Below are 14,554 nucleotides of genomic sequence, written 5' to 3' on the forward strand. Positions count from 1 at the left end.
AATGAAATAATCGGATGAAAAAAGTAAAAATAATGTTGGCCCTGATAGGCTTGTGTTTGGGCTTGTCTGGCTGCAACGACAAAGATAATCTTAAGGTGGATGTACCTAAAACACATTTGGCAAAAGGTGCAGACGTGAGCTGGATTACTGAAATGGAAGCCTCAGGTGTGCAATTTTTTAATGCAGGAGGCAGCGCAGTGGATGGGCTGAAAATCTTGCGTGGACTGGGCATGGATGCGGTACGTCTGCGTGTTTGGGTAGATCCCCAACAAGGCTGGTGCAACAAGAATGACGTACTGGTCAAAGCTCGTCGGGCGCATCATCTGGGCATGCGTATTATGGTGGATTTTCATTACAGTGACACCTGGGCGGATCCGGGACAGCAGACAAAACCTGCCGCATGGAAGAGCTTATCGTTTGATGGGTTAAAGAAGGCTGTTAGTGATCATACAACGGAGGTTCTTCAATTGCTAAAAGATAGTGGTATCTCGCCTGAATGGGTGCAGGTAGGTAATGAAACGGGCAATGGGATGCTTTGGGAAGATGGAAAAGCCTCTGTCAGTATGGCTAATTATGCCACATTGAATAATGCCGGCTATGATGCGGTAAAAGCGGTGTTTCCGGCAGCAAAAGTGATCGTACATCTGCATAATGGGTTTGACAATAACTTGTTTCGTTGGATGTTCGACGGTCTGAAAAACAACGGTGGGAAATGGGATGTAATTGGCATGTCACTTTATCCGACCCCGGAAAACTGGGAAGAGCGCAATGCGGCCTGCATCAGCAACATCAACGATATGGTTGCCCGATACAATTCAGAAGTGATGATCTGCGAGGTGGGGATGAGCTGGGATGAAGCAGATAGTGCTGAAATATGGTTAAAGGATCTTTTCAACGCGGTCAATAGTGTGCCCGATCAGAAAGTACTGGGTATATTCTATTGGGAGCCTTTGGCGTATGGTGGGTGGAATGGCTATACCCTAGGCGCATTTGACAATAATGGGCGCCCAACAAAAGCATTGAATGCTTTTAAATAAAGTATATTTAAGCCGCTGAATGACAATGAAAAAAATGAACTGTAGACTATAAACACATGAATTGATGATGAGATTATTACTGCGTACAACTTATTTTTTGTTTCTTTTATTCCTACTTGTTCCGGGCAATTCGTGCGGACAGTCTTCACGCCAATCCTTCCTGTTGGAGAAAAACTGGCGTTTTTTTCAGGGTGAGGTTGTTCATGGAGAATCAGTAACATTGGATGATAAGGCCTGGAAAAAGGTCACTGTACCGCATGATTGGGCTATTTTCGGGCCCTTTGACCGGTCACACGATCTGCAGGATGTTGCGGTGACACAGAATGGAGAGAAAAAGGCAACAGTAAAAACGGGCCGTACTGGCGGTTTGCCTTATGTGGGGGTGGGTTGGTATCGTACCAAATTTGATATTCCACAATTCAATCCCTTCAATAAACGCGTGGTCCTGAAATTTGATGGTGCAATGAGTGAAGCCCGGGTCTATGTCAATGGAAAGGAAGCCTGCTTTTGGCCCTATGGTTACAATGCTTTTCATTGTGATGTGACCGAATTGCTACATCCGGACGGGATGAATAATACAGTTGCTGTGCGGTTGGAAAATAAAGCGCAGTCATCACGCTGGTATCCCGGTGCTGGACTTTATCGCAATGTGCATGTAATCGTGACGGAGAAGATCCATGTACCTGTTTGGGGCACGTATATCACGACGCCTTTTGTATCGGACAGTCTAGCCTCAGTTAAGCTTGAAACCAGTTTAAAGAATGCCGATGGCAAGTTGGTACGAATGGTAACTGCGATTTTGGATGCGGCGGGGCAGGTGGTTGCGCAGAAGGAAAACCAACAAAAACTAAATTATGGCAAGCCTTTCGTGCAAAATCTTGAAGTGCTAAACCCTGCCCTCTGGAGCCCCGAACATCCAAATCTGTATCGGGCCTCCACGCAAGTATTTGTAGACGGCAAATTGACAGACAGTTTTGAAACCCGTTTTGGGATTCGGGAGGTTCGTATTATTGCCGACCGGGGATTTATGTTAAATGGAAAAATCCGAAAGTTTCAGGGTGTATGTAATCATCACGATCTTGGACCATTGGGGGCTGCAATCAATGTTTCGGCTCTTCGTTATCAATTGGAATTACTCAAAGATATGGGCTGCGATGCCATTCGTACGGCACATAATATGCCGGCTCCGGAATTAGTTGCCTTATGTGACGAATTGGGCTTTATGCTGATGATTGAACCTTTTGACGAATGGGATATTGCGAAATGTAAAAATGGATATCATCGATTTTTTGCGGATTGGGCCGAACGGGATATGGTCAACATGATTCGTCATTTTAGAAATAACCCTGCTGTCGTGATGTGGAGCATTGGAAATGAAGTGCCCACACAATGCAGTGCTGAAGGCTATAAAGTAGCTTCGTTTTTACAGGATATATGCCATCGTGAGGATCCGTCCCGACCAGTGACCTGCGGTATGGATCAGGTAAGCTGTGTGCTGGAAAATGGTTTTGCTAGTCTGTTGGATGTTCCGGGATTAAACTATCGCGCGCACCGTTACGAAGAGGCGTATGCCCGATTACCCCAAAATCTAGTGTTGGGTTCGGAAACGGCATCAACAGTGAGCTCAAGGGGCGTTTATAAATTTCCGGTGCTAAAAAAAGGTGATATGTTGTATTCCGATCATCAGTCGTCTTCTTACGATATGGAATATTGCTCTTGGTCCAACCTTCCGGATGAGGATTTTGCCTTGGCGGAAGATCATCATTGGACCATGGGGCAATTTGTCTGGACAGGCTTTGATTATCTTGGCGAACCTTCCCCTTACGATACAGATGCCTGGCCCAACCATAGTTCCATGTTCGGTATTATTGATCTGGCGAGCATTCCCAAAGACCGTTATTATCTGTACCGAAGTTTATGGAATAGAAATGAGCATACCCTGCATATACTTCCACATTGGACATGGCCTGAGCGTGTGGGAAAAGAAACCCCTGTCTTCGTGTACACAGATTATCCAAGTGCCGAACTTTTTATCAATGGGAAAAGTCAGGGAATACAGCGCAAGAGTAAGGCTTCTTCACAGGAGCGTTACCGCCTCATGTGGATGAATACGGTATACGAACCCGGAGAAGTCAAAGTCGTAGCTTACGATGAATCTGGAAAACCAGCGGCCGAAAAAATAATCCGTACGGCGGGAAAACCCTTCAGGATTGAAATGGATGCAGTTCATGATTCCATTTCTGCTGATGGCCGTGCATTAGCCTACATCCCTGTCAAAGCAGTGGACAAAGCGGGGAACCTCTGCCCACGGGCCGCAGAACTGATCCAATTTGACGTAGTTGGCGATGGTACATTTAAAGCCTTGGCTAACGGTGATCCAACCAATCTGGAGGCTTTTCATAAACCGCAGATGCATTTATTCAATGGACAGCTTACCTTGATTGTTCAGGCAGGCGAAAAATCGGGAAAGATTCAGATCAAGGCGAAATGCAGAGGTTTAAAAGAGGGGGTATTAACTGTACAGACCGTAAATTCTAAAACGTTTTGACCGTAATAATATATACTTATATGAGCTCCCGATAATCGTATTAATCTTGGCCAAAATAGGATTATTCTTGGTCCGTGCTTGGATAATTACATCGAAGTATTGATAGCCGTAAAAAGAATAAAGATTGAGCAACTTAGTCGCTGCTCCATCTTTATGTAAATAGTCTGGTAGGATCTTATTTGTCTCTCACACAACGGATGGCCAATTGACCATTTTGGTGATAAGGTTGCATCGTAATGTCACTATTGGTAATGATCACTGCGGTTGTTGCGGCTCCACCACCGGCCGTAGTAGCCCAATATCCTCCTATTGCACCTTAGGGAAAGTTTTGCCCTGTGCAACGGCTACAGCAACAAAGGTATAGGCTCCTGCAGGCAAATTGATATTCCAGCTGGCGCCAGCCGAATAGCTGAGCTGGCCTGATGTACCTTTGTAATTACCGGCAGCATCATAGGCTGCTATTTGATAGATGGCGCCATTGTCCAAATTAACCGGAGTACTTGCAGCGCGTGTCGAAGCTGATAAACCTTTTGATGCTAAATTGTTTCATCCTGTTTGCGCTGTTAACGTGGCTTGTACCACAAGTTCATCATTAAATTGAGCAATGACAGTTTGTGAAGATTGGATTGGGTAGATGTAAGGATCCTGTTTTCTGTCGATTGTTTAAGTTTCGGATCAATGCCCCAAATCTTAGAAGCACCGAATTGGAGTTTTGCGCAATGGTCTTTCTCAACTTTTCGACAAAAAATATTTCGGAATATACCTTTGTGACAATACGGGCGGTACAGGTCCGTAAAAATAGGCTGCGAAAGAAATTCGATATCCCTTCGGATGTGGATTTCAATAATTAGATGCGTGAGCTGGTGGATAAAACAGACCAAATCTAGGCCCGAAACTAACGGCAATACACTTATTTTTTCAGAACTTTCTATATCTTGCAGCGATTTTAGTAACGATAAATCTATTGGTAGGCAATATTGATCTGCTAAATTCATCACATTCCTATGAAACTGACTTCGGATTTTACAGCTTTACATCGGTGCATGCCGCTCTTTGCAGCTGTTGTACTGAGCGGCTTTTTAATCGCGGGCTTTGCCGCCGATTATCCGATCAACTTAATAGCGCTGGTATGGGCTTTATGTTTTGGCTATTTGCTTTTCTTTAGAAACAATATGGCTCTCTTATTTAAGCTAGAAGATCTCAGTTACGAAAATGGACAATTTCATGTGGAAGGAAGTTCAGCCTGGTTTACAGTTACGGATATTGCGTTGATTGATGATCTGAGAGGTAAAATTACCAAAATTAATCTGTTGGATGGACGTACCTATTATGTAAAGTTAATGCATAGCGACTACCGTTCTTTATTCGATAAAGATTGGGATGAAGTTGATTTTGTCCAACAGACGGATCTCAAGCTCAACATGGATAAGAAAAAGCTGATCTTAAGCAATCGTTTTGTTCCAGAATTGACTTTTTCATTTATTATGTGCCCCCTCGTATTTTTCAATGTAGGGTATCCCGTAAATCTATGTGTCGCTATTTTTATAGTCAATCAGTTTATCGTGATTTTTTTAATAAAAAAATCGTGGATGAAGTTCTGTGCCCAAGATCTTATCTATAACAATACAAGATTTTATAGGCCGAGTACAGGTGAAGAATTTGTTAAAACCGATATTGAAGATATCAAAGATTATAAAAATGGAATGACAAGAATAATACTCAACAATGGCGACACGTTCTATGTCAAGTTTCCGAATAATTTATATAGAAACCTGATTGAATAGTATGGTGTTTGTTTGAGGTATTAGTCAACGTCTGTTTGGTAAATGCAAATATAAATTCAATAAATGCGATAAATGAGGTATTGAAAGTGTGTGGAAGCTTTTATTTTTAGCGAATTGATCATTCATTATAAAATTAATCTAGCATCATGAAAGCATATACCCTATGGGCACTTTTATTTGTTATGGGCTGTTTCTCAAGTACAGCCCAAGAACTGTTACCGGCCACCAAACCTTCAAAAGCCCAACAATTGATGATCAAACGTGGCTATGGTATGTTTGTGCATTTTGGTGTCAATACATTTGCGGATATGGAATGGTCAGATGGCAGCATTCCCGTAGAAAAATACAATCCCACAAATCTTGATCCCGACCAATGGGTGCGGGTGGCTCGTGATGCAGGTTTTAGGTATGTGCTGCTCATCACCAAGCATCACGATGGCTTCTGTCTCTGGAATAGTAAATATACCGATTACGATGTTGCCTCCACAGCAGTAAAAACCGATGTCGTCAAAGCTGTTGCCGATGCCTGCAAAAAGTACGGACTCGAATTTGCAATCTATTATTCGTTGTGGGACCGACATGCACCAGTGTACAAAGACAAGGATCCTCAAAAATATATCGACTATATGAAGAACCAGCTTACTGAGCTTTTTACAAATTATGGCCAGATCTGTGAATTGTGGTTAGATGGTGGATGGGATCGGGAACCAAAAGACTGGGGGATTGATCAGCTCTACAAACTTGTGAAAAGTTATAATCCGAATTGTGCTTTCAGTGTTAACCATACCATTGTTAATGAAGAGGGGAAAAGAAAATTCACGCTGCCATCTGCAATGACGGAAGACAATAAGTATTATTTTCACTATTTTCCCTCGGACTTCAGGTTGTGGGATCCGCAACTGATTACGAGATACGACAAAAAGCAATACCTGCATAATGGTAAGTCTTATTACCTGCCTTTTGAGCATACAATCTGCTTAAGCAGCAGATGGAACTGGTTTCAAAAATCAAAAGAGCTTCCCGTCAGAAACATCGACGAATTGGAGGAGCTGTTCTATTGGTCGACATACAATGATAATAGTTTGGTGATCAATGTGCCACCAGACCAGACTGGACAGATTAGAGAATATGAGGCCAATACAGTGATCGAACTTGGCAAAAGATTAGGAATCCAAAAGAATAAATCTCTCCCCCAAAATGGAGAATTTATTTCGGCGCTCAGACCTGCATCTGCGAGCTCAACGCTGGAAGAGACGGGGGGACGCTATGAAGCTTCGGCTGTTACTGACGGTAAATTAAATAGCCGCTGGGCTGCAGCAGACACCTTGGCCACACTCGAAATAAGTCTTGACCCGACGAAACGTTTTAATAAAATATCGATTTTTGAATATCAAGATACCAAAGAGTTAAACGATGGCTTTTCTAATATCCGTAACAACCGGATTGAGGAATATTGTATTCAAATTTGGGAAGGGGGCCGGTGGAAAACCATCTACCTAGGCACGACTTCGATGGAAGATTGCAAGGTAATCAGGTTTCCTCGACATTATCAGTCCGCAAAGCTGCGGTTAAAAGTATTAAAAGCAAAAGGGCTGCCCTCTATTTATGAACTCAATGTAATTGATATGCCTTTAACGGTCTCGTGATCCAACATATATTCATCATACGGACACGTATTTAATGTGGGACTTCATTATGCCCGCAGTTAATCTTGTTTGGATTTTAAGCAGCTCCGCCATCGGTTTTTCTTTTCGTTTTTTGTGCTTGACGAGTAACCATTTACCCAAAAGTTCCTTGGGGGATGTAGTGGTTACAATTTTGATAGATAGTCTGTCAAATTTGTACAAGATCTTGCACGATGCGCAATTTAATGTTATATTAACATCACAATTATACCTTTGTATAAATCTTCTAGAAATCCCATAAAGCGTAAATATAATCAATGCGTCATGAAAGAACTGTCTGATAAGGAACTGTTTGATCTTGTGAAAGAAAACAATACACAGGCATTTTCCGTGTTGTTTGATCGCTATGGCCATACTTTATTAAGCTTTATCTTGAAGCGTATCGGTTCGATTACAGATGCCGAAGATATCCTTCAGGATGTTTTTGCATCTCTCTGGAACCGGCGTCATAAAATTCAAATTGAGGATTCGATCTATCCCTATCTCTTCAAAGCGGCCAAATATGAGGTAATTGACTGGATGACGCGCGATCAAAAGCGGATTATGCATTTTGAACGTCTTGTGCTTCCATTAGAAAATGAACCTGTCGGTACAAGTAACTGCGATGAGAAATTGATGGTGAAAGAACTATCCTTTATGCTGGATAATGAAATTTCCAAAATGCCTACAACCATGCAGTCGGCATTTAATCTCAGTCGTGTGGAAGGTCTGAGCATCAAAGAAATCGCTTTCCGATTATCCATATCTGAACAGACGGTAAAGAATAATATCTCGCTGGCTCTGAGTCGATTAAAGCTTAAGGCAAAATAAAAGTCATTTTTTTTCGGTACCACGCCAAGTTATCTGAGGTTATATTAATATATGACAGAAGATAATCAGAGAGAGCAGGCTCAAAAATTGCTAAAGAAATATCTCAAAGGAGAATGCAATCCGGAAGAAGAACGGATGGTGATCGAATGGTTCTTTTCATTTGAGGAGGAACCGATACTGCCAATGGAAGAAAAAGAGGCCGTATTGGGACGCTCCAAAAAGGCACTGCTGCACAAATTTGAAAGCGAAGTTAATACGGCAAAATCTACCCGGAAGCTATTTACCTGGAAACGGATGGCTATCGCGGCTTCAATTCTCTTTGCATTAACGACAACTGTAATACTGCTAAAACAGAAACCGACAACCACTGTGAAACAGATTGCCGCAATCACTGCGGATACCTCGGGCATGTTCAAAAATGATATTCTTCCGGGTGGACGGTTTGCGAAGCTTTCCAATGCAAGTGGACAGACCCAGCTATTGGGAAATGAAAATCAGGATGAAAATAGCAGTCCGGCTGAGTTTAAAGGAAACCTTACGTTGGAAGTGCCGATGGCGGGTACCTATAGCCTTGTATTGAGCGACGGAACAACAGTCTGGTTAAATGCGGCTTCTAAATTAGAGTATCCAGATCAATTCGCTGGCAATGAACGCAGGGTGAAATTGGTCGGTGAAGCCTTTTTTAAGGTTGCCAAAGATGCCAGCAAACCCTTCCGTATCGAAGTCGAAAACTCCGTCATTGAAGTACTCGGCACCAGCTTTAACGTAAATGCCTACCACAAAGAAATTAGTACCTCGCTGGTCGAAGGGAAAGTCAAAATTATAAGCCAAGGGCACGAAGCTTATCTTTCTCCGGGCAATGAAGCGATCGTCAGTACCAATAATATACGTATACAACCAGCAGACATACAGAAGAACACGGCATGGCAGCGTGGTGAATTTCTGCTTGATGGCAATAGCTTGGAGGAGATTATCAGTCAGGTTTCGCGTTGGTACAATGTGGATTTCGTCAATGCAGAAGAGATTATTGCACTCGACAATCGTTTCAGTGGAACACTTAGTCGTGACGCTAGACTTTCAGAAGTATTGAAAATTCTGGCTTATACCACAAATCGAAAGTTTGAGATCGAGGGACGGCAGATATTCATTCGTTAATACAATTCAGTTTTTAACAATTAAAATTTATAAAATATGATATAACCAGACGAATTAACCAAAAGGTCCAATACAATAGAAAAGGGGATGTTGACGCATCCCCTGTTGTAAAGAGCCAAATTTATTGAAGTACGAATTCTATAGATTATTAAACCCTTAACAATTCAAAGTTATGAAATTTTTTTCTCCATTAATAGCATGGGGGGACCGGAGAAGTCATTCTTATACCCTAAGCATTAAAGTCATATTGACTATGAAGTTGATTTGTGTACTGCTGCTGGCATTTACGTTTGGTGCTAGAGCATCAGGATATGCGCAAGAAGTAAATCTATCCTTGAAAAATGCTACGATTGAAACTGTTCTGAAAGAGATTTCCACGCAGACCAGGTTACGTCTTTTTTATGATGAACGGCTATTTGAAAATGCCTCGCGCGTGGATATTTCCGTGGCCGGATCTGACGTGAGGGCTGCCCTGGCGAAGGCATTGCGTGGACGTAATCTGATCTTTGATATCATGGGCAGTACCATTGTCATCAAAGAAAAAAAGCAGACGGACCGTGAGATCTCAGGTGTTGTAAGGGATGCTTCCGGGCCAATGGCTGGCGTAAACGTCACTGTATTGGGGGTAACGGGATTATCTGCACGGACCGATAGAGATGGACGCTATAGCATTCGCGTTCCCGAAAAGGCAATCCTTTTATTTCGTTTTATGGGCTATAAAGATGCCGAAGTAAATGTCTCTGACAAGAACAGCGCTGATGTATTGATGGAAACAGCAGAGTCTCACCTCGACGAGGTTATTGTGGTCGGCTACGGTACACAGAAAAAGATCAATCTGTCTGGCGCTGTGGATCAGATTGGCGAAAAGTTTCTGGAAAGCAGGCCGATTACCAATGTCGGTTCTGCCTTACAGGGGGCCATGGCCAATCTGAACATTACACCAACATCGGGGCGTGCAAATAGCTCGCCGGGCATCAATGTGCGTGGCTATACATCGCTGTCGGGTGGTGGACCGCTGATTGTGATTGACGGGGTGCCGGCAACCAACGATGAGCTCAACCGCATGAACCCCATGGATATTGCAAGCGTCACGGTGTTAAAAGATGCTGCATCGGCAGCAATCTATGGTAGCCGAGCGGCGTTTGGTGTGGTACTGGTGACCACCAAATCGGGTACAACGAAAGATATCAAGGTGACTGCCAACTCGATTTTTGGTGCCAAAGCGATTACACGTACGGTAGAGATTGAGGACGATCCTTACCAGGTAATGAAATATCGAAATATTATGTCTGCGCCCTGGTATAATCTTTACGATGAGAAAATGCTCGAATATGGAAAACAGTTAAGCGAAAACCCATCTTTACCGCGTGTAATTGTAGATCCGCAAAATCCAAATGCTTATATCTACTTGGGTTCTACAGATTGGTTTAAGGAAGTTTATAAAGATATCCAGCCTTCTTATACCAACAACATCAGCATTGCGCAAAAGAATGAACGTTCTTCGTTTTATCTCTCAGGTGAATATTATAGACAAAATGGTATGCTCCGCATTAGCCCGGATACCTATGACCGCTATAATTTCAGGGCAAAAGGCGATTATAAAATTACGGATTGGTTTACCTTGTCCAATAATACCACTTTTACAAACGACAAATATGATCAGCCTTCGGCCATTGATCAGGGCTATCTTTATTGGCATAATGTCAACCGCCAACCATCATTAAATACAGTTTACAATCCGGATGGTACCTATACCGAAGCTGGAGTGAATATGATCGGTGCTGTGGCTGAAGGTGGCCGAAGCATTAGTCGAAATAATGACTTTCAGACCAGCTTTGGTGCAAAAATCGACTTCATTAAAAATGTATGGACCTTAAATGGGGACGCAACCTTTAGACGGATTTCAGGAAAATCGCATTTCTTTCAGTTGCCGCTGACTTACAGTACTGGGCCTAATGTAATGAATAAGCAAAACTTTAACAGTTATGCATCCAATGGAAGCTCTGAAACACGTTATAATGTATACAACATTTATTCGCAATACCAACGCACACTCCAAGATCACTATTTTTCGGTGATGTTGGGTTTCAACCAGGAGGAACGGATCTATGAGTCATTTTCCGCATCCCGGGATCAGTTAATTTCCAATTCGCTGCCAACGATCGGACTTGCTACCGGTCAAACGCCTTCTGTTGGTGCTTCTGATTATGCTTGGTCAGTTCGCGGGGCTTTTGCCAGATTGAACTATACCTACAAAGACAAGTATATCCTCGAGTCTAATTTACGCTACGATGGTTCTTCTAGATTTCCTAAAAAGGACCGATTCGCATTCAACCCTTCCGTATCCGCTGCGTGGGTAGTTTCGCAAGAAAATTTCTTTCAGCCAATTAAAGGGACCGTATCTAATTTTAAACTGCGGGGATCGTATGGCTCATTGGCAAATCAGGATTTAAGGGATAACTACTACCCTTATATTGCGAATATGTCCAAAGGAAGTGGAGCCATTCTGGATGGCAAGATTGTACCTATCGTCGGTAGTCCGGGTTTAGTGTCGTCGACCTTAACTTGGGAAACCATTACGCAGTCCAATTTTGGGGTAGATGTCGGCCTGTTTAAAAATCAGTTTTTTGGTTCATTTGATATCTATCGTCGCGATACAAAAGATATGTTGACAGCTGGCCGTACCTTGCCGATCGTGTTGGGTACTGGCGTGCCGCTTGAAAATGCAGCCAACCTAAAAACAAACGGATGGGAGCTGACACTTGGCTACAATAAAGAATTTATGGTCGCCAGTAAACCATTTTCATTCTCGGCAAGACTTAACCTCGCAGATAGCAGGGCTTATATTACAAAATATAACAATCCTAAAAATAACTTAAACGATTATTACGTCGGACAGGAATTGGGTGAAATGTGGGGACTGACGACATTGGGCTTGTTTCAGTCACAAGAAGAGATCAAGGCCCATGCCAATCAAAATGATGTTACATCTTATCCCGGTACCAGAAGCTTAGAACCGGGCGATCTTAAGTTTGCCGATATCAACGGTGACGGTAAAATAAACCGGGGCGACTGGACTTTGGACAATCATGGCGATTATAAGGTTATCGGAAATTCGAGACAACGTTATAGTTATGGAATAGATCTGAATTCAAGCTGGAACGGTATTGATCTGCGTGTCTTCTTACAGGGAGTTGGAAGAAGAAATTATTACCCTCCGGGTGGTGACCATTACTTTTGGGGTATTTATGCGCAACCTTGGGCGAGTTTGACCAAATTTAATTTGGACCATTGGACACCTGAAAATCCAAATGCATACTTACCAAGACCAAAATCTTATGTGGCCGAGCAGAGCGGTATTGAACTCGCTGCCACACAGACCAAATATTTGCAGAATGCAGGCTATTTAAGGGTGAAGAACGTGACCTTCGGGTATACGCTTCCTAAGCTTATCACAGATAGATGGGGCGTAGACCGTTTACGTCTATTCGTCAGTGGTGAAAACCTCTTTGAGTTTACAAAACTAATGGATTATCTCGATCCTGAAATTGTTGGTGATCGGACGGCATATCCTTTCCAAAGGACTTACTCGTTTGGCTTAAACTTTAATTTCTAAAATGACTATTATCATGCAAAATATAAAAAGACAACTAATCAAGATTGGAGCGCTGCTGGGGGTTTTGTTCCTCATCATGAGCTGTAACGATGATTTTATGGATCGGTATCCCACCACATCGGTTACTCCGGAGGTGTTTTTTAGCAATGTAAACGATCTGAAAACATATACCGATGGTTTTTATGGCAGTTTGAGTTCGCCGATAGCGGACCTTGGGACAGATAACCTGGCGCATCACAATTCTGGAAGTACCATTGATGAGATCATGCGCGGTGGGGTAAGTGCTCAGAATGCGGCGGTATGGAGCTGGTCTGCCCTGCGAAATATCAATTTCTTCCTGGAAAATGCAGGTCGTGTAAAGGGAGCTAGCGCCACCGATGTAAACCATTATATCGGTATCGCAAGGTTCTTTCGTGCACGTTTTTACATCGATAAGGTCAATCAGTATAGTGATGTGCCCTGGTATGGTAAGACCATGGGAACCTCAGATCTTGAACTCTTGAACAAGAAGCAGGATAGCCGGTCTCTTGTCGTAGATTCGATCATGGCGGATCTGGAATTTGCGGCTGCCAATATTAAACCGGACGGGCACAAATCTACAGTCACCAAGTGGGGAGCCTTGGCACAATTGGCACAGTTTGCCTTACAGGAAGGGACTTTCCGCAAATACCACAGCTATTTGAATCTGAGTGGATCGGCCAATACCTTTCTGCAGCGGGCTGTTTCCGCGGCAGAAGAGATTATGAAATCGGCTAAATTTTCGATCAGCAATGCAGGGGGTGTCAACCGGGCTTATCGGGATCTATTTATCAGCCTAAATCTACAGGCAAATCCCGAAACCATCTTATTTATCGATTATGATAAGGATCTGGGAAGAAGACGTAATGCACATACCGTATTGGACTACGAATGGGCATTAAGCCAAACGCTGATGGAGAGTTATCTGATGAAAGACGGCAAACGTTTTACGCAACAGGCCGACTATAAAACGAAGAATATTGATCAGGTATTCGTTAACCGTGATCCGCGTTTTGAGCAAACATTTATGAAACCGGGTTTCCAGGCTGTCAATGCATCAACACCACAGCGTCTCAAGCCAACCCTAGGGGGCTATAATCAGATCAAGTTTTACCCTGAAATAGCTGATATGATTAGCTGGGAAGCTGCTTATACAGATGCTTTTGTGTTTCGGTACGCTGAAATTCTTTTAATCTTTGCAGAAGCGAAGGCCGAACTGGGTATACTCACGAGCCAGGCTGATCTTGACAAATCTGTCAACCTGCTGCGTGCACGTGTGGGTATGCCGGCCATGCAGCTGGAGGAAGCAAATGCCAATGTAGATCCCATATTACAAGCTTATTACTCAAATGTGAAAGGCGGGAATGTCGGGCTTATTCTGGAAATCCGTAGAGAAAGACGTATTGAATTGGCTTGTGAAGGCCAACGCTACAGAGATGTCTTTCGCTGGGAAGTGGGCGAAAGACTGGCCGATCAGCAACAGGGTATGTATGTAAAGGGTTTGGGAGCAATGGACGTAACCGGCGACGGAAAAGTGGATATTGCGATACTCGAATCTGCAAAAGATACCGGTCCGATCAAAGATCTGACGGAAGATGAAAAAAAGAGTATTTCCCTTTACTATTTAAAGGATGCCAATGGCAATAATACGTCTATCTATCTTGAAAATGGCAACAGTGGACATATTATGTTTACGGTAGCACGGGATAAAAAGAAAACATTTGAAAAACCCAAATATTACTATTATCCGGTAGCCAATAGCCAAATGGTGCTGGATGGCAGCAAATTGGTACAGACAAATTTCTGGTAGTTGAATGTATTATTTTTTAGAGCGTTTAGGTAAAGATAGGTACCTTCCGATTGGTGGGAAGGAGCCTATCTTTCCTTATATAGTGCGAATA

At 42.9% G+C, this 14,554-nt stretch carries 9 protein-coding genes; 8 read left to right on the plus strand and 1 reads right to left on the minus strand.

Going from position 1 to position 14,554, the window contains the following annotated elements; all coding sequences use genetic code 11:
* Positions 1-14: 14 nt before the first annotated feature.
* Both OK025_RS15120 and OK025_RS15125 read left to right on the plus strand, forming a co-directional pair.
* Positions 15-1,037: an arabinogalactan endo-beta-1,4-galactanase gene (locus OK025_RS15120; protein ID WP_317664950.1), complete on the plus strand. Its 1,023-nt coding sequence runs from the start codon at positions 15-17 to the stop codon at positions 1,035-1,037.
* Positions 1,038-1,101: 64 nt separating this feature from the next.
* Positions 1,102-3,585: a DUF4982 domain-containing protein gene (locus OK025_RS15125; RefSeq protein ID WP_317664952.1), complete on the plus strand. Its 2,484-nt coding sequence runs from the start codon at positions 1,102-1,104 to the stop codon at positions 3,583-3,585.
* Between the two features lie 306 nt (positions 3,586-3,891).
* On the opposite strand, the gene OK025_RS15130 is transcribed toward OK025_RS15125, so the two are convergent.
* A complete protein-coding gene (locus OK025_RS15130) occupies positions 3,892-4,071 on the minus strand; it encodes a hypothetical protein (RefSeq protein WP_317664954.1) in 180 nt (59 codons plus the stop codon).
* Between the two features lie 518 nt (positions 4,072-4,589).
* On the opposite strand from OK025_RS15130, the gene OK025_RS15135 reads away from it, so the two are divergent.
* From OK025_RS15135 to OK025_RS15160, 6 genes are all read left to right on the plus strand, one after another.
* Positions 4,590-5,369 (plus strand): hypothetical protein, encoded by a 780-nt coding sequence (locus OK025_RS15135; RefSeq protein ID WP_317664955.1) that lies wholly within the window; start codon positions 4,590-4,592, stop codon positions 5,367-5,369.
* 146 nt (positions 5,370-5,515) lie between these two features.
* On the plus strand, positions 5,516-7,015 hold the full coding sequence (locus OK025_RS15140; RefSeq protein ID WP_317664956.1) for an alpha-L-fucosidase: 1,500 nt from the start codon (positions 5,516-5,518) through the stop codon (positions 7,013-7,015).
* A 303-nt stretch (positions 7,016-7,318) separates the two neighbouring features.
* Positions 7,319-7,864, plus strand: a complete 546-nt coding sequence (locus tag OK025_RS15145) for an RNA polymerase sigma factor (RefSeq protein WP_317664958.1) — start codon at positions 7,319-7,321, stop codon at positions 7,862-7,864.
* Between the two features lie 51 nt (positions 7,865-7,915).
* Positions 7,916-9,019, plus strand: coding sequence for a FecR family protein (locus OK025_RS15150; protein ID WP_317664960.1), 1,104 nt, complete (start codon positions 7,916-7,918; stop codon positions 9,017-9,019).
* Positions 9,020-9,272: 253 nt separating this feature from the next.
* A complete protein-coding gene (locus OK025_RS15155; RefSeq protein WP_317664962.1) occupies positions 9,273-12,635 on the plus strand; it encodes a TonB-dependent receptor in 3,363 nt (1,120 codons plus the stop codon).
* A 13-nt stretch (positions 12,636-12,648) separates the two neighbouring features.
* Positions 12,649-14,463: a RagB/SusD family nutrient uptake outer membrane protein gene (locus OK025_RS15160; protein WP_317664964.1), complete on the plus strand. Its 1,815-nt coding sequence runs from the start codon at positions 12,649-12,651 to the stop codon at positions 14,461-14,463.
* Positions 14,464-14,554: the final 91 nt, after the last annotated feature.

This window comes from Sphingobacterium sp. UGAL515B_05, assembly GCF_033097525.1.
In the GTDB taxonomy this organism is placed as follows: domain Bacteria; phylum Bacteroidota; class Bacteroidia; order Sphingobacteriales; family Sphingobacteriaceae; genus Sphingobacterium.